Source organism: Desulfogranum mediterraneum DSM 13871 (assembly GCF_000429965.1).
Classification (GTDB): Bacteria; Desulfobacterota; Desulfobulbia; order Desulfobulbales; family Desulfobulbaceae; genus Desulfogranum; species Desulfogranum mediterraneum.
This window is the reverse complement of record NZ_AUCW01000007.1, coordinates 73,526-98,433: the sequence shown is the minus strand read 5'-3', so window position 1 is coordinate 98,433 and position 24,908 is coordinate 73,526. Positions and strand designations below refer to the sequence as shown.

Annotated in this window: 24 protein-coding genes; 20 read left to right on the top strand and 4 right to left on the bottom strand. The window is 59.6% G+C overall.

Annotation, left to right across the window (positions count from 1 at the left end; all coding sequences use genetic code 11):
• Positions 1-74 precede the first annotated feature (74 nt).
• The 19 genes from G494_RS0103575 (at position 75) to G494_RS0103485 (ending at position 18,113) form a co-directional block, all read left to right on the top strand.
• Positions 75-1,319 (top strand): beta-ketoacyl-[acyl-carrier-protein] synthase family protein, encoded by a 1,245-nt coding sequence (locus tag G494_RS0103575; RefSeq protein ID WP_028583432.1) that lies wholly within the window; start codon positions 75-77, stop codon positions 1,317-1,319.
• Between the two features lie 182 nt (positions 1,320-1,501).
• The gene (locus G494_RS0103570; RefSeq protein ID WP_028583431.1) at positions 1,502-1,753 is read left to right on the top strand and encodes an acyl carrier protein; all 252 of its coding nucleotides are present in this window, start codon (positions 1,502-1,504) and stop codon (positions 1,751-1,753) included.
• Positions 1,754-1,829: 76 nt separating this feature from the next.
• Positions 1,830-3,206, top strand: a complete 1,377-nt coding sequence (locus tag G494_RS0103565) for a phytoene desaturase family protein (RefSeq protein WP_028583430.1) — start codon at positions 1,830-1,832, stop codon at positions 3,204-3,206.
• Between the two features lie 30 nt (positions 3,207-3,236).
• The gene (locus G494_RS0103560; protein ID WP_028583429.1) at positions 3,237-4,652 is read left to right on the top strand and encodes a phytoene desaturase family protein; all 1,416 of its coding nucleotides are present in this window, start codon (positions 3,237-3,239) and stop codon (positions 4,650-4,652) included.
• A 70-nt stretch (positions 4,653-4,722) separates the two neighbouring features.
• Positions 4,723-5,463 carry a 3-oxoacyl-ACP reductase FabG gene (gene fabG, locus G494_RS0103555; protein ID WP_028583428.1) on the top strand — a complete coding sequence of 247 codons (741 nt, stop codon included), beginning with the start codon at positions 4,723-4,725 and terminating at the stop codon, positions 5,461-5,463.
• Positions 5,460-5,948 carry a 3-hydroxyacyl-ACP dehydratase FabZ family protein gene (locus G494_RS0103550; RefSeq protein WP_232362471.1) on the top strand — a complete coding sequence of 163 codons (489 nt, stop codon included), beginning with the start codon at positions 5,460-5,462 and terminating at the stop codon, positions 5,946-5,948. Before fabG ends, G494_RS0103550 begins: the two co-directional genes overlap by 4 nt.
• Positions 5,949-6,752 carry an enoyl-ACP reductase FabI gene (locus G494_RS0103545; RefSeq protein WP_028583426.1) on the top strand — a complete coding sequence of 268 codons (804 nt, stop codon included), beginning with the start codon at positions 5,949-5,951 and terminating at the stop codon, positions 6,750-6,752. It begins immediately after the preceding gene.
• Between the two features lie 8 nt (positions 6,753-6,760).
• Complete coding sequence (locus tag G494_RS21725; protein WP_051305342.1) at positions 6,761-7,003, top strand: YkvA family protein; 243 nt, start codon at positions 6,761-6,763, stop codon at positions 7,001-7,003.
• Positions 7,004-7,241: 238 nt separating this feature from the next.
• Positions 7,242-8,276 carry a 3-oxoacyl-ACP synthase III gene (locus tag G494_RS0103535; RefSeq protein WP_028583425.1) on the top strand — a complete coding sequence of 345 codons (1,035 nt, stop codon included), beginning with the start codon at positions 7,242-7,244 and terminating at the stop codon, positions 8,274-8,276.
• Positions 8,276-9,160, top strand: a complete 885-nt coding sequence (locus G494_RS0103530; protein WP_028583424.1) for an alpha/beta fold hydrolase — start codon at positions 8,276-8,278, stop codon at positions 9,158-9,160. Before G494_RS0103535 ends, G494_RS0103530 begins: the two co-directional genes overlap by 1 nt.
• Complete coding sequence (locus G494_RS0103525; RefSeq protein ID WP_028583423.1) at positions 9,147-10,784, top strand: fatty acid CoA ligase family protein; 1,638 nt, start codon at positions 9,147-9,149, stop codon at positions 10,782-10,784. Before G494_RS0103530 ends, G494_RS0103525 begins: the two co-directional genes overlap by 14 nt.
• A gap of 49 nt (positions 10,785-10,833) precedes the next feature.
• Positions 10,834-11,832 carry an NAD-dependent epimerase/dehydratase family protein gene (locus G494_RS0103520; protein WP_028583422.1) on the top strand — a complete coding sequence of 333 codons (999 nt, stop codon included), beginning with the start codon at positions 10,834-10,836 and terminating at the stop codon, positions 11,830-11,832.
• 226 nt (positions 11,833-12,058) lie between these two features.
• Positions 12,059-12,490 (top strand): ATP synthase F0 subunit B, encoded by a 432-nt coding sequence (locus tag G494_RS0103515; protein WP_028583421.1) that lies wholly within the window; start codon positions 12,059-12,061, stop codon positions 12,488-12,490.
• The gene (locus G494_RS26005; RefSeq protein WP_084456348.1) at positions 12,487-13,230 is read left to right on the top strand and encodes a F0F1 ATP synthase subunit B family protein; all 744 of its coding nucleotides are present in this window, start codon (positions 12,487-12,489) and stop codon (positions 13,228-13,230) included. Before G494_RS0103515 ends, G494_RS26005 begins: the two co-directional genes overlap by 4 nt.
• Entirely contained in the window at positions 13,227-13,775 is a 549-nt protein-coding gene (locus tag G494_RS0103505; RefSeq protein WP_028583420.1) for a F0F1 ATP synthase subunit delta, read from the top strand. Before G494_RS26005 ends, G494_RS0103505 begins: the two co-directional genes overlap by 4 nt.
• 4 nt (positions 13,776-13,779) lie before the next feature.
• Positions 13,780-15,303, top strand: a complete 1,524-nt coding sequence (gene atpA / locus G494_RS0103500; RefSeq protein WP_028583419.1) for a F0F1 ATP synthase subunit alpha — start codon at positions 13,780-13,782, stop codon at positions 15,301-15,303.
• A gap of 18 nt (positions 15,304-15,321) precedes the next feature.
• A complete protein-coding gene (gene atpG, locus G494_RS0103495; protein WP_028583418.1) occupies positions 15,322-16,200 on the top strand; it encodes an ATP synthase F1 subunit gamma in 879 nt (292 codons plus the stop codon).
• 45 nt (positions 16,201-16,245) lie between these two features.
• A complete protein-coding gene (gene atpD / locus G494_RS0103490) occupies positions 16,246-17,667 on the top strand; it encodes a F0F1 ATP synthase subunit beta (protein WP_028583417.1) in 1,422 nt (473 codons plus the stop codon).
• 29 nt (positions 17,668-17,696) lie between these two features.
• Positions 17,697-18,113 carry a F0F1 ATP synthase subunit epsilon gene (locus tag G494_RS0103485; protein WP_028583416.1) on the top strand — a complete coding sequence of 139 codons (417 nt, stop codon included), beginning with the start codon at positions 17,697-17,699 and terminating at the stop codon, positions 18,111-18,113.
• A 313-nt stretch (positions 18,114-18,426) separates the two neighbouring features.
• Here G494_RS0103485 and G494_RS0103480 read toward each other — a convergent pair whose 3' ends face one another.
• The 4 genes from G494_RS0103480 to G494_RS0103465 form a co-directional block, all read right to left on the bottom strand.
• On the bottom strand, positions 18,427-20,283 hold the full coding sequence (locus G494_RS0103480) for an N-acetylmuramoyl-L-alanine amidase (RefSeq protein ID WP_028583415.1): 1,857 nt from the start codon (positions 20,281-20,283) through the stop codon (positions 18,427-18,429).
• Positions 20,284-20,497: 214 nt separating this feature from the next.
• Positions 20,498-23,158, bottom strand: coding sequence for a DNA mismatch repair protein MutS (gene mutS, locus G494_RS0103475; RefSeq protein ID WP_232362470.1), 2,661 nt, complete (start codon positions 23,156-23,158; stop codon positions 20,498-20,500).
• A 26-nt stretch (positions 23,159-23,184) separates the two neighbouring features.
• Positions 23,185-23,670 (bottom strand): HIT family protein, encoded by a 486-nt coding sequence (locus G494_RS0103470; RefSeq protein ID WP_028583413.1) that lies wholly within the window; start codon positions 23,668-23,670, stop codon positions 23,185-23,187.
• A complete protein-coding gene (locus G494_RS0103465) occupies positions 23,667-24,164 on the bottom strand; it encodes a metallophosphoesterase family protein (RefSeq protein WP_028583412.1) in 498 nt (165 codons plus the stop codon). Before G494_RS0103465 ends, G494_RS0103470 begins: the two co-directional genes overlap by 4 nt.
• A 178-nt stretch (positions 24,165-24,342) precedes the next feature.
• Between G494_RS0103465 and efp the strand changes: the two genes are divergently transcribed.
• Positions 24,343-24,906 carry an elongation factor P gene (gene efp / locus G494_RS0103460; RefSeq protein ID WP_028583411.1) on the top strand — a complete coding sequence of 188 codons (564 nt, stop codon included), beginning with the start codon at positions 24,343-24,345 and terminating at the stop codon, positions 24,904-24,906.
• The last annotated feature ends 2 nt before the right edge of the window (positions 24,907-24,908 follow it).

Sequence of the window (24,908 nt, the reverse complement as noted above, 5' to 3'; positions counted from 1 at the left end):
CGTCTGCCATGAGCTCTAACTGGGGGTGCACCTGGCTGGTGTCCTCCCCTCTTTTTCTTTGATATAGATTCAGCATGCAACGACCAGATTCAGAACGTATCGTCATCACCGGGGTTGGGCTTGCCGCCCCCGGGGCCTCCTCCCTCCAAGAGTTCCGGGCCAACCTCCTAGCCGGGAAGAGCGGGGTCTCCACCCTGGACCTTCGCTACATGGGGGTTCATCCCGCAGGACTCTGCAGCTTTAATGAGACCAAGTACCGTAAGAAGCGCGAGAATAAACGGGGAACCAGGGCCGGCTGCATCGGCGTATACTGCGCCAACGAGGCCCTGGCCGATGCAGGGCTCGGCGAAGACGACTATGATCGTGCCGCCACCGGGGTCTACCTGGGGCTGACCGAACACGGCACCGTGGAAACCGAAAACGAGGTCTATAATATCAGTCAGTTCGACTATAATGTCGACTACTGGACCCATCACCATAATCCCAGAACCGTGCTCAACAATCCGGCCGGTGAGATTACCATGAATCTGGGCATCACCGGACCCCACTACTCCATCGGGGCGGCCTGCGCCGCCGGCAATGCCGCCCTGATTCAGGGGGTGCAGATGCTCCGTCTGGGAGAAGTGGATCTGGCGCTCTGTGGAGGGATCTCGGAGTGTACCGGCTCCTTTGGCATCTTTGCCAGCTTCAAATCCCAGGGCGCCCTGGCGGAACATCCGGATCCCACCCGCGCCAGCCGTCCCTTTGATATGGAGCGCAACGGCATCGTCATCTCCGAGGGGGGCTGCGTCTTTACCCTGGAGCGGCTGGATCGGGCCCTGGCTCGGGGGGCGAAGGTCTACGGCGAGATCGCAGGCTATGGCATGAATTCCGATGCCAAGGACTTTGTCCTGCCCCATGGTCCCCGTCAGCAGCAGTGCATGGAGCTGGCCCTGAAGCGGGCGGGTATGACCCCTGCCGAGATCACCATCATCAATACCCATGCCACCGGCACCCGCCAGGGGGATGTGGAAGAGTGTGCCGCGATCAGGGCGACCTTTGGCGATCATCCGGTCTGGGTCAACAACACCAAGTCCCATATCGGTCATGCCATGGGCGCGGCCGGGGTGTTGGAGCTGGCCGCTAACCTGCCCTCGTTCAGCGATCATCTGGTCCACCCCACCATCAACCTGGATCAACTTGATCCTGACTGCGCCCTGGAGGGGCTGGTCAGCGGTCAGCCGCGGCAGTTGGATCGGGTCGGGGCGATTCTCAACAACTCCTTTGGGATGCTGGGGATAAATTCAGTGGTCATTGTCAAGAGTTTTATGGCGAACTGAGACCTTCTGTGGTATGTCTGTGATTTTTGCCATCCAGCTCAGGCACCAGCCACCACGTTGAAGGAGTCTGGCCTGGTGGCAGAGGGGTGTTTGCCCCGCCTGTTTGGCTGATCCATCAAGAAAATAATGAACGTTTACGACGGGAGTCTGTCGGCTCTGTCTGTATATAGAGGGGAAGGAGTATGACAAGGGACGAAATCAAGGATGTCATCCTTGAAATCATAGAAGATATCGACGAGGACGCTGAGTTTGACAACCTGGATGCCGATGCACCCCTGCGCGATCAGCTGGACCTGGATTCCATGGACTTTCTTGATATCGTCATGGAACTGCGCAAGCGCTATCAACTGCAGATCCCCGAAGATGAGTACCCGGAGCTTGCAAGCCTGACCAGTTGCGTCAACTATCTGGAGCCCAAGCTCAAAGACGCCTGAGTCGAGCTGGGCAGCGATATGCCGATATCCGTAGTCTGCCAGTCCTGTCCCTCTCCATGCATCGCTATTCTTTTCTATGGCTGATTATCAGCTTATCATCATCGGCGGTGGTTTATCCGGAATTGCCGCCGGTATCCGTTCAGCCCGCTTTGGCCTGAAGACCTTACTTCTCGAGCAGCACACCATTCCCGGCGGCCTGAATTCCTACTACTATCGCCAGGGGCAGATGTTGGAAACCGGCTTGCATGCCATGACCAACTATGCCCAGCCCGGTGATAAGCGGGCTCCGCTCAATCGACTCTTCCGCCAACTCAAGCTGTCGCGCAAGCAGTTTACCACCCATGAGCAGTATTGCTCCGAGATCCGTTTCCCTGACGCCTCGCTGCGCTTCTCCAACCAGCCGCTCCTGCTGGAAGAGGAGATCAGGACCAGCTTTCCCGCTGCTGTAGATCGCTTCAGCCGGCTCAAGGAACTGGTCGCGGCCTACGATCCCTTTACCCCGGCTCCCTGGCGTTCGGCCCGGAACTTCCTGGCAGAGACCCTGGGCGAGCCCCTGCTGGAGGAGATGCTGCTCCTGCCCCTGATGGTCTATGGCAATGCCGAAGAGCATGACATGGACCTGGGCCAGTTTGTGATCATGTTCCGCTCCATCTTCATGGAGGGCTTCTTCCGGCCGGCCGGGACCATCCGCGAGTTTCTGAGCCTGCTCACCAACCAGTACCGGGAGTTCGGCGGAGAGTTGCGCTACCGGGCCCTGGTCAGTGAGATCGTCCGCAGCGGAGATCGGATCCAGGGGGTGCGTCTGGCCGGTGGTGAGTTGATCAGTGCCGATGCCGTGCTCTCCACCGTGGGCATGCCGGGAACCATCGCCCTCACCGGCTGGGACCTGCCGGCCAAGGCCTATGGCGGTCAGATGAGTTTCATGGAGACGGTCTCTCTGGTCCCGTGGGAGGTGGCGGCTGCCATCGAACCGAGGCGGACCATCCTCTTTTATAATACCAGGCCGACCCTCTGCTACCAGCGAACCGACAGCTTCCTGGATCTCTCCTGGGGGGTGATCTGCTTTCCCAGCAACTTTGTCGGGGTGGAGGCAGAGCCCTATGCCCAGATCAGGAACACCAATGCCGCCAACTATGCCCTCTGGAAGGCCGCAGCCCCAGAGGAGTATCGCGAGTTGAAGGCAGCGTGGACCCGGGCAGCCGTGGACAATGCCGGGACAGTCATCGGTGCGTACCGGCAGGAGGTGGTCTATCAGGACAGCTTCACCCCCCTGACCATCGAGCGCTATACCCGCAAGGCAGAGGGGGCCATCTACGGCAGCCCCCTGAAAATCAAAGACGGAACCACCCCCTGGCCCAACCTTTTCATTGCCGGTACCGACCAGGGTTATCTGGGCATTGTCGGCGCCATGCTCAGCGGGGTAACCGTTGTCAATCAACACCTCCTCCAGTAACCACTTATCACAGGGCAGCAGTTCACAGCTATGAAGTTTTCCTCACTCGATGGTCTCAGGAAACAGTATGATGTCGTTGTCGTAGGCTCGGGACTTGGCGGTTTGACCTGCGCCAATCGCCTGGCCTCGGTGGGCCATTCGGTCCTGCTCCTGGAGCATCACCACCGCCTGGGTGGCCTGGCCACCTGGTTCAGGCGGGGGGGACATATCTTTGATGTCTCGCTCCATGGTTTTCCCTATGGCATGGTCAAAACCTGCAAGAAGTACTGGGGCAAGGCCATCCGGGACTGTATCGTCCCCCTGCCCAAGATCGTCTTTGATAACCCCCAGTTCTCCCTGACCACCACCTTCAGTAAGGAGGACTTCATCCGGCTGCTCCAGGAAGAGTTCGGAGTGGCTAGCGAGGCGGTCCACGGCTTCTTCGCCTGCGTGGACGCCATGAACTTCTATGACGATCAGTCCATGACCACCAGGGAGCTCTTTGAACAGTTCTTCCCCGGCAGAACCGATGTCCATCGTCTCTTGATGGAGCCCATCTCCTATGCCAACGGCTCCACCCTGGATGAACCGGCCATCACCTATGGGATCGTCTTCTCCAACTTCATGAACCGCGGGGTCTACACCTTTGAGGGGGGCACCGACAAGCTCATCGCCATGATGGCCGAGGAGCTGCAGAATAACGGGGTCACCATCTGTACCCGGGCCAAGGTGGAACAGATCCTCCTGGAGGAGGGAGCAACCAGGGGGGTGGTGGTCAACGGCACCTTCATCGCTGCCGGAGCCGTGGTCTCCAACAGCGGCATCACCAACACCATCGATCAGCTCGCCGGCAGGGAGCACTTCTCCGCTGCTTTTCTGGCCGCTTTTGATAAGGTAGAGGTCAACAACTCCAGCTGTCAGGTCTACTTCGGGATCCGCCGGGGCGAGTCCATCCCGGACATCGGTGACCTGCTCTTTACCTCCACCAACCGCGACTTCTCCTCGGAAGAGATGCGGGCCATGGAGACCGGCAGTCGTACCTTTTCGGTCTACTATCCCAAGACCAGGCCCGACCAGCCCGAGGACTATACCATTGTCGCCTCCATGAACGCCAACTACGCGGATTGGTCCGGCCTGGACGAGGCCGCCTATCAGCAGGCAAAGGAGGCCATGGTCGAACGCTGTCTGCTCGATCTGGAGCGTTATCTGCCAGGGATTCGGGCCAAGATCGACACCATCGAGTCCGCCACCCCGGTGACCTTCAACCGCTATACCCTCCATACCCGGGGGAGCTCGTTCGGCACCAAGTTTGAAGGGCTGGAGGTCTCACGGGCCCTGCACAGGCAGATGCCCGGTCTCTTCCATGTCGGTTCCGTGGGGATCATCATGAGCGGCTGGTTGGGGGCGATTAACTATGGGGTGATTGTGGCCAACGATGTGGACGGCTACCTGCGGAGTAGTTCCTAGGCCTGGTGCATGACCATGGCAGCGGGATACTCTTCTCATTAACTCGACAATACGACAACACGATAAGGCGATGGGCGAATTTAGCGGAAAGAAGGCGGTGGTCAGCGGTGCTACCCGGGGGATCGGCAGGGCCATAAGCGAGGCGCTGCTCGCCGGTGGGGCGACGGTGATCGGCGTCTATGGCGGTAACCGGGAGGCGGCTCGCAGCTTTCAGGAGAGCTGCTCGGAATATGGAGAGCGGCTGGTCCTGGAGCAGCTTGATGTCAGCGATCTGGCTGCGGTGTCCGCGTTCTTTGCGCGGGTCGAGGAACGCTACGATACCATCGACATCCTGATCAACAATGCCGGTATCCGCCGCGACGCGGTCCTGGCCCTGATGAAGGAAGAGGAGTGGCGTCAGGTGATCGATGTCAATCTCACCGGCGGCTATGGGATGTGTCGCCACGGGGTGGGCCTGATGCTCAAGCAGCGCTATGGGCGGATCATCTTTATCACCTCGCCCATGGGCCGGATGGGTTTTAGCGGCCAGAGTAACTATGCCGCCTCCAAGGCCGGTCAGGTCGGCCTGATGAAATCCCTTGCCCAGGAGGTGGCCAAGCGCAACATCACGGTCAACTGTGTCTCTCCCGGCTTTATCAGCACCGACTTCATCGATGACCTCAGCGAGGCCCAGGTGAAGAGCTACAGGAAGATGGTGCCCCAGCGGCGCTTCGGCACCCCCCAGGAGGTGGCCGATGCGGTCCTCTTTCTGGCCGGTGACCGGGCCGCCTACATCAACGGCGCCGTGCTCGAGGTCACCGGAGGGTTATGATGAGCAGCGCAGACCAGGCCTTTATCTGTTCCAGGATACCCCACCGGCCCCCCTTTCTCTGGATCGATACGATCCTGGAGTTGTCCGAGCAGGGCATCCTGGCCGCCAAGACCATTCCCGCAGACCTGGAGCTCTTCCAGGGGCATTATCCGGACTATCCCCTGATGCCGGGGGTGCTGCTCTGTGAGGCGGTCTTTCAGGCCGGGGCCGTCTATATCAGCGAGCTCCTGGCCCGGGAGGGCGAGGAGCAGGGCAGCCCAGCCGCCCCGACCGCAGTCCCGGTCTTGACCCGGATCCTGGGGGCCAGGTTCAAGCGTGAGGTCCGTCCCGGTGACGCGATCGAGATCAGGGTCAGCCCCAAGGAGCGGTTGGCAGCGGCCTGGTTTTTGAAGGGCACGGTTCGGGTTCAGGGCAAGGTGGCGGTGCAGGTTGAGTTCGCCTGTGCCCTGAAGGGAGCAGAAAGCGGCGCAGACAAGGGGGCGTAGATGGATTTTCTGGGAGTAGCAGGCCGGAGCGTGGTGGTCTTTGGCCTGGCCAATAAGAAATCAGTGGCCTGCAGTGTGGCCAGGGTCCTGGTGGAGGCCGGCGCCGAGGTGATCCATGTGGTCCGCAGCGAGCAGCGGGCCGAGACCGCCAGGAAACTCTTTCCCCGCTGCCCGGTCTTTATCTGCGATGTGGCCGAAGAGGCCAACATCATCCGGGTCCGGGACCAGATCGCCTGCCAGCTTGAGGGGACGCCCATCCACGGCATCGTCCACTCCATTGCCTTTGCCAACTATTCCGAAGGCATCCAGCCCTTTCACGGGACCTTGAAACAGGACTTTCTCCAGGCCGTGGATATCAGCTGCTTTTCCTTTATCTCCATTGCCAATCACTTCCGGGAACTGCTGGCCCCCCAGAGCTCCATGGTGACCATCTCCATCTCCACCACCCGGATGACCGCCGAAAACTACGGCTACATGGCCCCGGTCAAGGCGGCCCTGGAGTCATCGGTCTGTTTCCTGGCCAAGAGCTTTTCCGCCTTCTCCGAGGTACGCTTCAACGCCGTCTGTCCCGGCCTGCTGAAGACCTCGGCCTCGGCCGGGATTCCCGGTTATATCGACTCCTATCTCTTTGCCGAAAAGGCCACCCTGCGCAAGCGGGCCCTGCTCACCGAAGAGGCCGCCAATACCGCGGCCTTTCTGCTCTCCCCCCGATCCTCCGGGATCAACGGCCAGAGCCTGGTGGTGGACGCGGGCATGGGCCTGAATTATTTTGACGCCGAGATCGTCGCCAGGACCGTGGGCTAGAGGCGGGTATGGCAGAGGAGGGGGGCATCTGGGCCAGGCTGGGGGAGGTCCTGCGCCATACGCTTGCGGTTTTTACCAGCCCGGAGACGCCCCTCTATGTCAAGTTGGTCCTGGCTGCCGGCGTCCTCTACGCCCTCTCACCCTATGATCTGATCCCGGAATGGATTCCAGTGCTCGGGGTCATGGATGATCTGGCCCTGGTGGCCCTCCTGATCGCCTGGGCCAACCGCTTTACCCTGCCCAGGGAGTAGCCGCATGGGCCGGGGAAACCGGCCCTCTGTTCTCTCCGGGCAGAGTTCGTGCTTGCCAGGAGCGTAAAAACGATCTATGCAGGAAGTTCGAAACATCGGGTGGCGGCCGCGTTGACCGCTGCCTTCTTATTGGATTGAGGCCCGGGAGCCATCCTCCCGGGTTATTTCAGCCTGTTTCCACGGCTCAGCCGGTTGTGCTGCGATCGGATCGCCCTGGTCAACCTTTGGTCACGATACCATGCGTTTTTCCCATGTCTGTTTGCACGATTTCGGCTATGTGCTCCCTCCCCATATACTGACCTCCGAGGCGATCGAGGATCAGCTCGAACCGCTCTACAGCCGTCTGAAACTCCCCAAGGGCCGGCTGGAGCTGATGAGCGGGATCAGCAGCCGTCGCTTCTGGGACGAGGGCACCCTGCCCAGCCAGGGTGCCGCGGCAGCGGGCAGGGAGGCGCTGAAGCGCTCGGGTCTGGCCGCCGCCGACCTGGGCTGCCTGATCCATACCTCGGTGAGTCGTGACATGATGGAGCCGGCCACGGCCTCCTTTGTTCACCAGCAGCTGGGCCTGGCTGCGGAGTGTCAGATCTTTGATCTCTCCAACGCCTGCCTGGGCTTTCTCAACGGGATGATCATCCTGGCCAACATGATCGAGCTGGGCCAGGTGCAGGCGGGCTTGATCGTGGCCGGTGAGACTGCCGAGGATCTGGTGAGCTCCACCATCCGCCATCTCCAGGAAGACCAGGGCCTGACCAGAAAGACGGTCAAGCCGCTCTTTGCCTCCCTGACCATCGGCTCCGGGGCCGTGGCCCTGGTGATGTCCCACCGTGAGCTCCATGACAGCGGCCACTACCTGGTCGGCGGCAGCTGCCGGGCCAACACCGCCTACAACAACCTCTGCCAGGGCGGCCAGAATGCCGAGCAGGGCACCCTGATGTCCACGGCCTCCGAAGAGCTGCTCCAGCGCGGGGTGGAAACCGCGGCTGCCTGCTGGCAGGGATTTAGCCGGAACCTGGGCTGGCAGGCAGAGGATGTTGACCGCTTCTTCTGTCACCAGGTGGGTCGGGCCCATGCCCAGCTGCTCTTCAGCCAACTGGCACTGGATCCTGGGCGTAACTTTGAAACCCTGCCGATCCTGGGCAACGTCGGCTCGGTCTCCGCCCCCATCACCATGGCCATGGGGATTGAACAGGGGGCCCTGGAGGATGGTCAGCGGGCGGCCCTCCTGGGGATCGGTTCAGGAATCAACTCGCTGATGTTGGGGGTGGATTGGTGATGGAACCTAGCCAACTGGCAGAGTATCCCTTCAGCCCCAGGCGCTGTCGGGTCAACGGTCAGGAGATGGCCTACCTGGACGAGGGACAGGGGCCGGTGGTGGTCATGGTCCATGGCAACCCCTCCTGGTCCTACCTCTATCGCAACCTGGTGTCCCACCTTAAGGGGGGATATCGCTGCATCGTTCCGGATCATCTCGGCTGCGGCTTCTCGGCCAAGCCCCAGGACCAGCCCTATACCCTGGAGCAGCATATCAACAACCTGGAAGCCCTGCTTGCCAGCCTGGAGATAGAGCGCTGTGTGCTGGTGGTCCATGACTGGGGCGGGGCCATCGGCATGGGCTGGGCCGGACGGCACCCTGAGCGGGTTCAGGGGATGGTGGTGATGAACACCGCCGCCTTCCGTTCCACCAGGATTCCCCTGCGGATCAGTGTCTGTCGTTGGCCGCTGTTGGGGCCCCTGCTGGTCCGCGGCCTGAATGTCTTTGCCCGGGCCGCCGTCTTCATGGCCGTGGCCAAACCCATGCCCCCTAAGGTGGCTGCAGGGTTCCTGGCGCCCTACGACTCCTGGCATAACCGGCTGGCGATCCTGCGTTTTGTTCAGGATATCCCACTGCGGGCCAGTCACCGCTCCTGGTCTACCCTGGTCGAGGTGGAGCAGTCGCTGGCCAGGCTGGCGGAGCTGCCCATGCTGCTCTGCTGGGGTGGCCAGGATTTTTGTTTTAATGACCATTTTTTTCAAGGCTGGCGGCTGCGTTTTCCCCAGGCCGAGGCCCATTCCTTTAAAGGGGCCGGTCACTATCTCCTGGAGGACGCCCTGGAGGAGATCGTGCCCCTGATCGATACCTTTCTCAGCCAGCGGAATCAGGATCATGACAGATTATAATATCGGCAACGTCCTCGCTGCGGTGGCTGCAGAACGGGGGGACAAACTCGGCCTCAAGGCCCGTACCGATCGGGGCTGGCAGAGCTGGAGCTTCAGCGAGTTGAGCCAGATCTCCCAGGGGCTGGTCGCCCGCCTCTCCGAGTTGGGGGTCAGGCGGGGGGACCGGGTGATGCTGATGGTCCGTCCCTCCATGGAGTTCATCTGTTTGAGCTTTGGACTGTTTCAGCTGGGTGCGGTGGTGATCCTCATCGATCCGGGCATGGGCTATGCCAACCTGCTGCGCTGTATCGGCTCGGTTCGTCCCGATATCCTGATCGGTATTCCCAAGGCCATCCTCTTCAGCCGGCTGTTTCGGAGACCCTTTGGATCGCTGAGGCTGCGGATCTCCCTGGGCCGTTCCTGGAGCTGGCGCGGCCCCTGGCTTGAGGTCTCCCCGGAGATCCTCCGTGGCCAGGCCGACCTTCCCCCGTATAAGGCTGCCCAGGAGGACCTGGCTGCCATTATCTTTACCACCGGTTCCACCGGGCCGCCCAAGGGGGTCCAGTACACTCACGGCATCTTCCACGCCCAACTGGCCCTGATTCGCGACTACTTCGGTATTGCTCCGGGCGACATCGATCAGCCGGGATTTCCCCTGTTCGGCCTCTTTTCCATCGCCCTGGGCGCCAGCGCCGTGATCCCGGATATGGACCCGACCAGGCCCGCCCGGGTGGATCCCGGGAAATTTATCGACTCGATCCTGGAGTCTGGGGTCAGCTACTCCTTTGGTTCTCCTGCCATCTGGAACGTGGTCAGCCGCTACTGTCTGGAGCAGAACATCACCCTGCCTGTACGCAAGATCCTGATGGCCGGTGCCCCGGTCTCAGGCGAACTGATCGCTCGGCTGCAACAGGTTATCCCCAGGGAGGGAGAGATCTATACCCCCTACGGGGCCACCGAGAGTCTGCCCATTGCCGCCATCGAGGGCCGCGAGGTGGTGGCGGAGACCTGGGCGCAGACCTGCCTGGGCAAGGGGACCTGCGTTGGAAGGGAACTGCCCGGGATCTCCATCCGGATCATCGCCCCGGTGGACGGATCCCTGGCATCCTGGGACCAGGTGAGCGAGTTGGATCCGGGTGAGATCGGTGAGATCGTGGTCAGGGGACCGGTGGTCACCCGGGCCTATGATCACAACGATGAGGAGACCCGGGCCGCAAAGATCCGGGACGGTGCAGACCACTGGCACCGCATGGGTGATATGGGCTACCTGGACGCCCAGGGACGGCTCTGGTTCTGCGGCAGAAAGGCCCACCGGGTCTTTACCCGTCAGGGGGTCCTGTATACCATCCCCTGTGAGGCCATCTTCAACCAGCATCCCCTGGTCTATCGTTCCGCCCTGGTCGGGGTGGGGGAGGACAGCGGCCAGACCCCGGTGCTGATCGTGGAGCCAAGGAGCAAGGTCCGGGATCAGGAGCAACTCTTTGCCGAGCTTTTGCAGTTGGCCCGGGCCAATCCCCTGACCTGCGAGATCCGGACCTTTCTGCTCCATCGCAGTTTTCCGGTGGACATCCGCCATAATGCCAAAATTTTTAGGGAAAAACTGGCTGTCTGGGCCCGGCGGAGGCTGCAGCGCAGCGGCTGTTGATGAGCATTCTCGGTCTGGTCAGGCCGTTGAAGGACAAGGGAGAGAGCAGATGGAACAGGTAGTGGTAACCGGCGGCGGCGGGTTCATCGGTCAGGGAATTGTCAGGGCCCTGGTGGCCAGGGGCTGTCTGGTCACCGTGGTCGGGAGGCGTCCCTACCCAGAGCTGGAGAGCCTGGGGGTGGAGTGTTGCCGGGGCGACATCGCTGATGCCGCCTTTCTCAGAGAGGTCTGTGCCGGTAAGGATACGGTCTTCCATGTGGCTGCCAAGGCCGGGGTCTGGGGAAAACGCAGCGACTATGTCGCCACCAACGTCCAGGGCAGCCGCAACGTCCTTGCCGCCTGCCTGGACCAGGGGGTCAGGGCCCTGGTCTACACCTCCACGCCCTCGGTGGTCTTTGACCGGACCGATATCGAGGGGGGAGACGAGCAGCTGCCCTATAGCCGGCGTCCCCTCTGCCCATATGCAGCCACTAAGATTATTGCCGAGCAGGAGCTGCTGGCCGCAGACGGAACCCGGCTGCGGACCACCGCCATTCGGCCGCACCTGGTCTGGGGGCCGGGGGATCGCAACCTGATTCCCAGGCTGGTGGAACGGGGCCGCAAGGGGCAGCTGAAGATCGTGGGCCAGGGGACCAATCGGGTGGATATCAGCTATATTGATAACGTGGTCCACGCCCACCTGCTGGCAGGGGAAAACCTCCATGGCGAGGCCAGCGCAGGCGGAGAGGCCTTCTTTATCGGCCAGGATGAGCCGGTGCTCCTCTGGGAGTGGATCAACTCCCTCTTTGCCCGGATCGGGGTGGAGCCGGTCACTGCCAGGGTGCCCTTTCAGGCGGCCTACCTGGCCGGCGCCGTAAGCGAGCTGCTCTATGGGCTCTGCAGGGTGCGTCGGGAACCAAAAATGACCCGATTTGTGGCCCATCAGCTGGCCCACTCCCACTGGTTTGACCATGGCAAGGCCCGCGCCATCCTGGGATATGAGCAGCAGGTTTCCAGCGAGGAGGGACTCAGCCGCCTGACGGCCTGGCTTTCGGAGCAGGAGGGCTAATCCCTGAATCAGCTCCATAGATCAGGCTGTTGGCTTCCTGGCTATGGAGGAGAGGGGCTATGGGGGGCTGCCGATTGAGAAGTCGAACTGAAAAAACATATAAGTTTTATTTAAAAAGGTTTGACAGTATGGCCATTTTTCAGTAAAAATCCTGTCGTAATATGAACCGCCATTCACTTTGAATGGTTGTCACTCGCCTTTTTTTTCGTGATGAGGAGTAGTTGGTATGATTTCGATTGATATTACTATGGTGATCCATATCGTCAACATGATCGTGTTGATGTTGGTCCTCAATGCAATTCTCTACAAACCGGTACTTGGTATCCTTGAAAAAAGGAAACAAAAGATCGACGCCCTCCACGACGAGGTGGTGCAGTTGGAGCAACGGGCGAGAAACCGACAGGCAGACCTGGACAAAAAGATGCGTGAGGCAAGTGGTCGGGCCAAGAAGGCCTTGGATCAGGCCCGTGCCGGGGCTCAGGCTGCCGGAGCAGAGAAACTTGCTGCCATCCGTCAGGAATCCGACGGAGAGAAAGAGAAGCAGCTGACGGATATACGCTCGCAGATCGCTGATGCACGTCAGGAACTGCAGGCGAAAACAGGTGATTTTGCCAAAGAGATGGCCGGAAAGATACTTGGGAGGAGTCTGGAAGCATGAAGTCTCGAATTATCGGAGTAATTGGACCAGTTCTGCTGCTTCTGCTGTTGGCAGGTGCAACCGCGGTTGTCGCCTCATCGGCGAGCAGTGAAGGGCACAAGCAAGCCGCTGCCCATGTCGAGGCTGCTGCCGAAAGCCATGGCGAGACGGCTGCTCAGCCCCAAGACGCGCACGGCGCCCCGGCCCCGGAGGCCCATGGTGCTGCCGCAGATGCCCATGGGGCAGCTGGTCATGGGGCGGTTTCCGGATCCCTTTCGCCGGAGAAGTTGAAGGACCTCTTCTGGCGGACCGTCAACTTCATTGCCCTGGTCATCCTTCTGGTCAAGTTTTTAGGTAAGCCCATCGTCTCCGGACTGGGTGGTCGTCAGAAGGAGATCAGAGAAGAACTCGATGAGCTTGCCTTCAAGCGCGACCAGGCCCAGAGCGAGTACACGGCCTTTGAGGCCAAGCTGGCCGGCATGGAGCAGGAGATGGAGAAGGTGGTGGAGAAAGCCATTGCCCAGGCCGAGACCGAGAAGGCTCGGATCCTCAGTGAGGCGGAACAGGCTGCCGCCGACATCAAGCTGCAGGCCCAGGCCGCTGTCCAGGGTGAACTTGAGGACGCGAAACGGCAGTTACGCGATGAGGTCGCAGAGCAGGCCGCAGCCATGGCAGAGGAGTTAATCGTCAAGAATCTCACACCGGCAGATCAGGTTACGATTACAGAACAGTTCCTTGAACGAGTAGGTGCAGTCCAGTGAGAAATACTATTCTAGCACGTCGTTACGCAAAGGCCCTCTTTTCCCTGGGAAAAGAGCAGAAGAAGACAGGGACCTACAGTGAGCTGCTCGGTGCGGTGGCTGCACTGTACGATGAGCGTACCGGTGGAATAGGGGATGCCCTGACCAATCCGCTCTACCCCCTCGAAGCGCGGCAAAAGGTGATGGCTCAGATCGCCAAGGCCGCCAAGGCGGATAAGGTGATGACCAGCTTCCTCAACCTCCTGGTGGAGAAGAAGCGGGCCGACATCCTGCCTGATATCGCCCAGGAGATGCAGGTGATGGTCGATCTGGACCAGAACATCAGTCACGGCTCCCTGATCTCTGCAGTGGAGCTGGATGGTGGGCTCCAGAAAAAAATTCAGGCCTCATTGGAAAAAATTACAGGAAATAAGGTTATACTTCAGACCGAGGTCGATCCGACAATAATCGGCGGCATCATCGCAAAGGTTGGTGATTTGGTACTGGACGGAAGTATAAAGACACAACTTAATGGATTAAAAGAATCTATCAAGGGGAGAGATTAGTCAAATGCAGATCAAAGCCGAAGAAATCAGCCAGATTATCAAGGATCAAATAGCTGGCTATGAGAGTGAGGTCGACTTAAAAGAAACCGGAACGGTACTTTCAGTCGGTGACGGTATTGCACGTGTCTATGGTGTGGAAAACTGCCAGGCCATGGAGTTGCTTGAATTTCCGGGGAACATTTTTGGTCTTGCCCTGAACCTTGAAGAAGATAATGTCGGTTGTGCCGTCCTGGGTGACGTTCGCGAGATCAAGGAAGGCGACATCGTTAAGCGTACCGGTCGTATCGCCGAGGTACCGGTAGGCCCTGAGATGGAAGGCCGGGTGGTCGACGGTATCGGCCAGCCCATCGACGGTAAGGGCCCCATCGAGGCCAAGAACTTCAGTAAGATGGAAGTCCTGGCCCCTGGCGTTATCGCCAGAAAGGGTGTGCACGAGCCCTGCTACACCGGTGCCAAGGCCGTTGACGCCATGACCCCGGTGGGCAAGGGACAGCGAGAGTTGGTCATCGGTGACCGTCAGATCGGCAAGACCGCCCTCTGCGTCGATGCCATCATCGCCCAGAAAGAGACCGACGTTCACTGCATCTACGTGGCCATCGGTCAGAAGAAATCCACCGTGGCCCTGGTGGTGGAGGCCCTGCGTAAGCACGGTGCCATGGAGTACACCACCGTGGTTGCCGCCTGTGCCTCTGATCCTGCACCGATGCAGTATGTCTCCGCCTTTGCCGGTTGTGCCATGGGCGAGTACTTCCGTGATAACGGTCAGCATGCCCTGATCATCTATGATGATCTCTCCAAGCAGGCCGTCTCCTATCGTGAGCTCTCCCTGCTGCTTCGTCGTCCTCCTGGACGTGAGGCCTTCCCTGGGGACATCTTCTTTAACCACTCCCGTCTGCTGGAGCGTGCCGCCAAGGTGAGCGACGAGCTGGGTGCCGGTTCCCTGACAGCCCTGCCCATCATCGAGACCCAGGCCGGTGACGTTTCCGCCTTTATCCCCACCAACGTTATCTCCATCACCGATGGTCAGGTCTACCTGGAGCCGAGCCTCTTCTTTGCCGGTGTCCGTCCTGCCATTAACGTTGGTCTCTCGGTATCCCGGGTTGGTGGTTCTGCCCAGGTCAAGGCCATGAAGCAGGTTGCAGGTACCCTGCGTCTGGATCTGGCCCAGTATCGCGAACTGGCGGCCTTTGCCGGTTTTGGCTCCGATCTGGATGCCGCTACCCAGGCCCAGTTGACCCGTGGTGAGCGTCTGGTTGAGATCCTCAAGCAGCCCCAGTATCAGCCGCTGCCCATGGAGAAGCAGGTCACCATCATCTTTGCCGGTACCAAGGGCTACCTGGATCAGTTCCCGGTAAATACCCTGGCTGACTATGAGCAGGAGATGTACAACTACATCGAGGCCAACGAACCCTCCATCTTCCAGGAGCTGAAGGAGAAGGAAGCTATCTCCGGCGATCTCGAAGAGAAGATGAAGAAAACACTGACGTCCTTTGGCGAGACCTTCAAGGCAACAAAGGGCCTGAATTAAGCATAAGGATATTATCTCATGCCTGGATTAAAGGATGTCAAAGATAAAATAGTTGGTGTGAAGAAGACGGCGCAGATCACCAAGGCCATGAACATGGTCGCGTCTGCAAAGTTGAGAGGTGCTCAGGATAAGATGGAGTCCTTCCGTCCCTATGCCGAGAAGTTCGCCGACACCATGCGCGAACTCTCCCAGGGGATGGAAGATGCCAACCTGCCTCTGATGGAGGTGCGGGAGGTCAAGACGGTCGAGATCGTGGTGGTCACCTCTGATCGTGGTCTCTGTGGAAGTTTCAACTCCCATATCGTCAAGACCGTTGAAAAGCTGATTGCCCAGTACAGTGGTGAGGGTAAGGCGGTGAGTCTTGTCACCGTCGGTAAGAAGGGCAGCCAGGCCTTTAAGAAGACCGGTAAGATCCGGGTCTCCTATAACGACATCATGGGTAGTTTCCAGATGTTCAATGCCAGGGAGATCTCCCAGGATATTACCGAAAACTTCTTAAACGGCGACAGCGATCAGGTGGATATCGTCTACGGTAAGTTCTACTCGGTGGCCATGCAGAAACCGGAACGTGGGGAACTGCTGCCCATCAAGCCCCTGGAGAGCGAGGCGGCCCAGGAAGAGGCAGCCGGAGGTTCCGGTTCCTACATCTACGAGCCGGATCCGAATGAGATCATGGAAGTACTCTTGCCCCTGTATCTCAATGTCCAGGTCTACCACAGCATGCTTGAGGTCGGGGCCAGTGAACACGCTGCCCGGATGACCGCCATGGATAACGCTACCAACGCCTGTAAGGACATGATCAAGGAACTTACACAGCTGTATAACAAAGCTCGTCAGGCTGCCGTTACCGGCGAGTTAATGGATATTGTCGGTGGTGCCGAGGCACTTAAAGGCTAACGCTATACCGTAGGGTATTTTTTAAGATTGAGGAGGCCATTTCAAATGGGTGAGTCGCGAGTAGGAAAAATTATTCAGGTCATCGGACCTGTTGTGGATGTCGAGTTTGAACCGGGTGATTTACCCGAGATCATGAACGCTTTGTTCATCAGCAACCCTGCCATCAGTGATGTGGAGGGTAACCTGGTGTGTGAGGTTGCCCAGCACCTAGGAGACAACGTGGTGCGTACCGTTGCCATGGATCAGACCGATGGTCTGGTACGCGGCATGGACGCGGTGGACAGTGGGGAGCCGATCACCATTCCCGTCGGCGCACCGGCCCTGGGACGGATCATGAACGTGGTCGGTCGTCCGGTGGACGGGATGGGTGACATCAGCTCTGAAAAGACCATGTCCATTCACCGTCCTGCACCCCAGTTCACCGAGCAGGATACCGAGGTAAACGTCCTGGAGACCGGGATCAAGGTTATCGACCTGCTGGTTCCCTTCCCCCGCGGTGGTAAGATGGGACTGTTCGGTGGTGCCGGTTGCGGTAAGACCGTTATCATGATGGAGATGGTCAACAACATCGCCATGCAGCATGGTGGTATCTCCGTCTTCTGCGGCGTTGGTGAGCGTACCCGTGAAGGAAACGACCTCTACCACGAGATGAAAGAGTCCGGCGTACTGCCCAAGGCCGCCCTGGTATACGGTCAGATGACCGAGCCTCCGGGAGCCCGTTCACGGGTGGCCCTGACCGGTCTGACCGCTGCCGAGTACTTCCGTGACGAAGAGGGCCAGGACGTTCTCTTCTTCGTGGATAACATCTTCCGCTTCACCCAGGCCGGTTCCGAGGTTTCCGCCCTCTTGGGACGTATTCCCTCGGCGGTTGGTTATCAGCCCACCCTGGCCACCGACCTCGGTGCCCTCCAGGAGCGGATTACCTCCACCACCAAGGGGTCCATCACCGCGGTACAGTGCGTTTACGTACCTGCCGATGACTTGACCGACCCTGCACCGGCCACCACCTTTGCTCACCTTGACGGTACCGTTGTTCTCTCCCGTCAGATCTCTGAGCTGGGTATCTACCCTGCGGTGGATCCCCTGGACTCCACCTCCCGCATCCTTGACCCCAACGTGGTTGGTGAAGAACACTATGCCACTGCCCGCGGCGTCCAGGTTGCCCTCCAGAAGTACAAGGAACTGCAGGACATCATCGCCATTCTGGGTATGGACGAGCTCTCTGAGGAAGATCAGCTCACCGTCACCCGGGCCCGTAAGGTACAGCGCTTCCTGTCCCAGCCCTTCCATGTGGCCGAGGTCTTCACCGGCTTCCCTGGAAAGTATGTCAAGGTTGAAGATACCGTACGCAGCTTTAAAGAGATCCTCGAAGGCAAGCACGATGACCTGCCCGAGACCGCCTTCTACATGGTCGGGGATATCGATGAGGCCGTGGAAAAAGCTTCAGCCCAGAAAGCTGAAGCCTAGGGTAGCAGAGCTGAACAGAGGTAATACCGATGGCACAGATTCATCTGGAAGTTGTTACACCCACAGGGCCTGTGGTCAGTGACGAGGTCGATATCGTCACGGCTCCGGGTGTAGGCGGTGAGTTTGGCGTACTCGCCAATCATGCACCTTTTCTGAGTACCATTAAGACCGGTACCCTAAGCTTTAGGAAGGATAAGCAGGTCAAGTACCTCATGGTCAGTGGAGGCTTTTCCGAAGTATCCAACAACAAGATCACCTTCCTGGTCGAGAGCGCCGAATACGGCAAAGACATCAATGTCGACCGGGCCATGCGCGCCAAGGAGCGGGCCGAAAAACGACTCGCCCAGGCCCAGCAGGCCACTGAAAAGATCAACCGCGTCCGGGCCGAAGCGGCCCTCCAACGTGCCATGGCACGACTGAGGGCTGCAGAGATGGCACGAAGTTGATGGAAGGTTAGTTCAATACCTGTACGGAAGAAGCCGCCTCTTTGAGGCGGCTTTTTTTTTGCCACCATCCTGCCACGATCCAGGTCTTGATGGGACTGCAGCTGACAGTGTGCCGGAGAACAGGGTTTTTCAGGTGGTAGCCCTGGGGAGAGGCTCTCTGTGGGGAATCGGGCCTAAGGGCGGTTGGGGCAGCGTTCCGCGGTTCAGGCAGGAGGAGGAAGGCAACCCGCCCAAGGGAGCATGGTGTGGTCTGCGCACCCTGGCTGCGGGCTTGGTAGAGCCCGCAGCCAGCCCCTAAATCTTATGCCCCCTCTTAGGGGAGCAGGCCAGCGGTGGTGTGCTGATCTATATAGGCGACCACTCCGGCGGCGATCTGCCGGGCAACCCTGGTCTGGTAGGAGCTGCTTTGCAGCAGGCGGGCCTCGGCCGGGTTGCTGATAAAGGAAATCTCTGCCAGGATAGCCGGCATCTCCGCTCCCAGGAGTACGTAGAAGGGCGCCTGTTTGACCCCCAGATCACGAACCGGGTAGTGGGGCGCCAGCCCTGAAATAACCTTGCCGTGTACGGCCTGGGCCAGGCGGGAGGACTCGTTGATCTTGGAGTTCTGCATCAGGCTGGCCAGGATATCCTGGAGTTCGCTGATATTGTGGGTGGAGGTGGCATTCTCCAGGGCCGCGACCCGCATCGCCTCTGCATTGGTGGCCAGGTTAAGGTAGTAGGTCTCAATCCCGCCGATGGTCTTGTCCGGGTGGGCGTTGACGTGTACCGAGATAAAGAGATCTCCATTGCGGGTATTGGCGATGGCGGTCCGCTCCTCCAGGGGGATAAAGATGTCGCTGGCCCTGGTAAGGATCACCTCGTAGCCGTAGCTGGAGCGGAGGATCTCGCCGATTTTCCGGGAGATCGCCAGGACCAGGTTCTTTTCCTTCAGGCCATGGCCCATGGCCCCTGGGTCCTTGCCGCCATGGCCGGGATCGATCACTATTCTCCGCACTCCCAGGCCGAGCTGTTGGGCCAGGGAGAGGGTGTTTTTACCCTGCCCGCTCCCGGGGAGAGGGCGTCTCTTTTTCTGATCATGGAGGCTGATAAAGGGGTGGGCGCTGGCTGGTCTTTTCACCGCAGCGGCCTGGGGCCGGACAGCCTGCCTGCGAGCAGCTGCAGCCAACCGTGCCTTGCGGGAGGCGCTGGCTGAGGCGAGGTTGGCCGGGATTTTTTTCTGATCCGGCCGGCCATGCACATCCACCACCACCCTGAAGGGATCGTTGAGGCTGAAGACCTTGTAATCGGCGATGGAGGCCATGTCCAGGACCACCCGTACCGTGTTGTCGGTATGTTGACCGCTGCGGATCTGTTGGAGCAGCCCGTCTTCAATGGGGACAGGGGAACGGTATTGGGGGGGGATATAACTCTGTTTGAAATCGATAAAGAGCCGTTGCGGCTGGCCTGGCCTGGCCGGCAGTAGCCCGGAAGAGAAATGGACCGCGGCCGAGGCTCGGATCACCACCCGGGTATAGTCTGTTGAGGACCAGTACTTCACCGGCAGAACGCTGACCCTTTGGCTCAGATCCCGCTTGGCGGCCAGGGGGCGGGGGATCTGGATATGGTGTTTGCGTTCCAGCTCGTTGAGCCTGGTGAGGGCCTGGGTGTAGCGGTCACCCTCGCCGTAATGACGGACAATACGCTGGTAGAGTTCTGCGGCCTGATGACGATTATTCTTGATGTTGAGAAAGATCTCCCCGGTGGTGAAGAGGGCATCGTCTGCCAGGGTGTTGTTGGGGAAGATGGCGGCAACATCTTGGTAATAGCCAATGGATTCATCCAGGTCCATGGGCAGCTTGAACTGCTGATACATCTTGAACTGCATCCGTCCCATCATGTAGAGGGCCGAGGGCGCCAGGCTGCCCTTGGTCTGGGCCAGATAGATCCGGCGAAACCTGCGCACCCCGTTGAGCCAGTTTTTTCGTTCCCGGCCCAGGCTGGGATCCCTCTCCAGCTGGTAGTAGTAGTCTTTGGCCGCACCGTAGAGGGACGCTGCATCGTGCTGTTGCTGGTCATGGGCAGCAACAGCAGCCACCGAGACCCTGGCACCAATGGACAGCCAGAGCACCAGCAGGAGCAGCAGAGCGAGCAGGCGACGGCCCTGGTTCCCTGGGCTGCACTGCTCAGCCATGGCTGGAGCAGATCCCCCTGGGGGTGTCGGAGCTGGGTATAGTGTGGGTAGGGAAGAGGGGTTTTGGTACCAACATGACAGGGGCATCTCTGGGCTGATTTGCGGGGTTAGGGTTGAGGTGGCTTTGCTGCAGCACTCTGCTGCAGAGCTGAACATACTGCACTAAATATACAACATTCCACCCCGGTCGTAAAAGAATTTGTACTCCTGCCCCTCAGCTGTCCCCGGCCCGGAGTAATCGCTGCGCTTCATAGAGTATCTCCTGGGCCTGGCGGGGAGTGAGCTCGTCAGGATCCGTGGCCTCAAGCAGGCCGATCACCGGATGTTTGCCGGTGGGAAAGAGGGAGAGCTGGCAGGGCTGCTCGGGACCGGGATTGGCACCTCTCTTTTCCCGGGCAATGGAGGGGTGGTGATGGAAGTCGCCCTGCTCGACTTGGGCCAGGATCTCGTAGGCACGTCTGGTGACATGTTCCGGCACCCCTGCCAGGGCTGCCACCTGGATACCATAGCTGCGATTGGTGGCCTCTGGGATCAGTTTGTGGAGAAAGATAATGGTCTCGTTCCATTCCCGGACCGCGATGGAGGCATTCAGTACCCGCTCCTGGCTGGCGGCCAGCTCGGTGAGTTCATGGTAATGGGTGGCAAACATGGTCTTGATCCCGGTCTGGTCCTTGGTGACCAGTTCTTCGGCCACGGCCCAGGCAATGGCCAAGCCGTCATAGGTGGAGGTCCCCCGGCCGATCTCATCCAGGATAACCAGGCTGTGGCTGGTGGCGTTGTTGAGGATATTGGCGGTCTCGTTCATCTCGACCATGAAGGTGGATTGACCCCGGCGGAGGTCGTCCATGGCTCCCACCCGGGTAAAGATCCGGTCCACGGTGCAGATGTCGGCCTCGGTTGCAGGCACAAAGGAACCGATATGGGTGAGGAGGACGATCAGGGCCGTCTGGCGCAGGACCGTTGACTTGCCGGCCATGTTGGGGCCGGTGATGATCATCAGCTGACAGGAATCCTGGTCCAGGCGGACATCGTTGGGTACAAAACGGCCGCTCTCCATGGTCCGTTCGATCACCGGGTGTCGGCCTTCGCTGATCCTGATCTCGGCCCTGCTGTTTAAGCGGGGTTTGCAGTAGCGGTACTGGCAGGCAAGTTCGGCCAGACAGGCCAGGACATCGATCCGGGCGATCTGCTGGGCCGTATCCAGGATTCGGCTGCTCTGGGCGGCGATACGCTCCCGGATCTCACTGAAGAGGGCATACTCCAGCTCCAGTCGTTTATCCTGGGCCGTGGCGATGGAGTGTTCCAGCTCCTTGAGTTCAGGGGTGATAAAACGTTCGGCATTGACCAGGGTCTGCTTCCGGATGAAGTCCTCCGGGATCTGGGCCGACTGGGCGCGGCTGACCTCAAAGAAGTAGCCAAAGACCTTGTTGTAGCCCACCTTAAGCTTGGCAATCTTGGTGCGCTCCCGCTCCTTGGCCTCCAGGTTGAGGATCAGCTGCCGGTCGTTTCTCAGCAGGTGAATCAGCCGGTCGAGTTCCTGGTGAAAACCTTCCCGGATCAGCCGGCCTTCCCGCAGGGTGATGGGGGCGTCTTCGCGAATGGCCTCTCCGATCAGCTGGTGGAGGTCTGTCAGCTCGTCGAGTTGGCTGTGGATGGCCCGGAGCAACGGGCAACGCCACTGTTCAAGGGCCTGGCGGATGGCCGGCAACTGGGCCAGGGAAACCTTCATGGCCCACATATCACGGGCATTCCCCTGGCCAAGGACCAGCCGGCTGCAGAGGCGTTCCAGATCATGGACCTCTTCCAGGAGGCGGCGTAGCTGTTCCCGGCCCCCAGGGTCGTTGACCAGTTCCTCAACCCCGTCGAGTCGCTGTTCGATGCGTTGTTGTTCCTGGAGCGGGAAGAGCAGCCGCTGACGAAGCAGACGCGCTCCCATGGGGGTGATGGTATGGTCCAGGACCGAGAGCAGGGAACCCTCCCGCCTGCCGCCGATGAGGGTCTCGGTGAGTTCCAGGTTGCGGCGGGAGGACTCATCGATGACCAGGTGCCCCTCCTGGTTGATCGGGGTGAGTTTGCGGACATGTCCAAGGGCTGCCTTCTGGGTCTCCTCGATATAGGCAAGCAGACCGCCGGCTGCCCGGATCCCGCTGGAAAGGGCAGCACAGCCGAAGCCGTCGAGGTTGACGGTTTGGAAATGCTCCAGCAGGGTGATCCGGGCGGAGGCCTGCTGAAACTGCTCCTCAGGGCGCAGGGTGAAGCAGAGCTGCTCCTGGAGGCCCTTCAGGTCAGCCACCAGCGGCTGTTGCTGCCGGTAGTGCTCTTCGCTGAGCAGGATCTCGGCCGGATTGATCCGGCTGATCATATCCAGCAGGGCGGTGTGGTCATCGCCCCGGACCGGGACCTCGCTGACCAGGAAGTTACCGGTGGAGGCGTCAAGAAAGCTGAGCCCCACCGGGCTGCTCCCCTTGCTCTTCCGGGGGAAGACCAGGGCGCAGACAAAGCAGTTGGTTTTGGCGTCCAGGATCTGTTCGTCGGTGGTCACCCCAGGGGAGACGATTCGGACCACCTCACGCCTGACGATGCCCTTGGTCTGTTTGGGATCTTCCACCTGCTCACAGATCGCCACCCGGTGGCCGGCCTTGACCAGCTTGCCCAGGTAGTTGGCAGCGGCGTGGAAGGGGATGCCGCACATGGGAATCTTGTTTTCCGCCTCCTTGCTGCTGCGAGAGGTCAGGGTGATGCCCAGAATCTTGGAGGCTGCCACCGCGTCTGCAAAGAACATCTCATAAAAATCACCCATTCGGTAAAAGAGAATGGCGTCCTGGTGCTGTTCTTTGATCTCAAGGTACTGGCGGAGCATGGGGGTGATTTTCAAGGGTGTACTCATCGACTGGTAAGGGCTCAGGTTGAAAAGTGGGGGGCGAGCAGCGCAAAGGTGGCAACAATGTGCTGGGGGATGGTGCGGATATCCGCACACACGGTCATGAAATTATGATCTCCCTCCCAGCGGGGGACGATATGGAAGTGGAGATGGTCGCTGATCCCGGCCCCGGCAACCTTGCCCAGGTTCAGACCCACGTTCAAGCCCTGGGGCTGGAGTACCCGGCGGAGGATGGTGCAGCAGCGGCTGATCATCTCCATCAGGGCCGCCTGTTCACCGGGGCTGAGGTCGCTCAGCTCAGCCAGGTGTCTGCTGGGGGCCACCAGTAGGTGGCCGTTGGCATAGGGAAAGCGGTTTAAGAGGACCACCACCCTGGGATCTCGAAAGAGCAGCAGCGTCTCGCCATCCTGGGCTGCGTCTCCGGGCGGCTCAAAGATACAGCCTGACACGGTTCCGGCTTTTCCCAGGACATGCTCCATCCGCCAGGGGGTCCAGAGGGTCTTCATGGAGAGCCCGGCAGGGTATGGATGGCAGCCTCCAGGGTGGGGCCCGCGCTGAGGATGGCATAGGTCCCCTGGGCCCCGTAACGGCCGGTGGCCTGAAAACTCCCCGGATTGATGATCAGGCTGCCTCCGATCCGGTGACAGACCGGCCGGTGGGTGTGACCGTAGATCATGCAGTCGACCTCGGGAAAGAGATCCCAGAGGCTGGATTCGATATCATGGCCCAGGCCGGCTCCGTGGGTAAGGCCGATGGTAAAGTCACCCAGGGCAAAGGTACGGCTCCGGGGCAAGCCCTGGCGGACGGCCGGGCTGCACATGTTGCCATGGACCGCATAGACGGTCTTGTCGCTGAAGACCTCCAGAACCGCCGATTCGGTGAGGTCTCCGGCGTGGATAATGATTGCACAGTCTTGAAAACAGGCCTTGGTCTGGCGTATAAATCGACTGTCAGGGCGGCTGAGGTGGGTGTCGGAGAGAATACCTGCACGGATTGTCATGGTCTTAGTTCTACGATATTCATTTGTGATGAGAGGGTAAATGTATTAAAGATAGCTGGCGAAGACAAGCCAAGAAAGCAGGGAAGATCTTTTTGCCTGGCGCCGCCGGCGTCAAGATAGCTGCTTTGTTCTCTCTTTTTTTCATGCCAACATACCAATAAACTACAAGGAAAAAAACATGTATTCAGCCTCTGATCTGCGTAAAGGACTGAAGGTTCAGATTGATGGTGACCCATATATCATCATTGATTTTGAGTTTTCCAAGCCGGGAAAAGGGCAGGCACTCTATCGGACGAAAATGCGGAACATGATCTCGGGAAACCAGTTTACCCAGACCTATCGCTCCAATGATAAATTTGAGAAGCCGGACCTTGAAGAGCGGACCATGCAGTATCTCTATGGTCAGGACGACGAATACCATTTCATGGACACCTCCTCCTACGAGCAGATCTTTCTCAGCCGCGAACAGCTGGGGGACAACCTCAACTATCTGGTGGACAACATGGAGGTCGAGGTCCTCTTCTTTGGTGAGCGCCCCATCGATATCAGCCTGCCCACCTTTGTCAACCTGGAGGTGACCGTGGCCGACCCCTGGGTCAAGGGGGATACCTCAGGCACCGACACCAAGCCGGTGACCGTGGAGACCGGCTTTCAACTTCAGGTCCCTCCCTTTGTGGAGCAGGGCGACAAGATCCAGATCGACACCCGTACCGGCAGTTATATGACCCGGGTGAAAGAATAGAC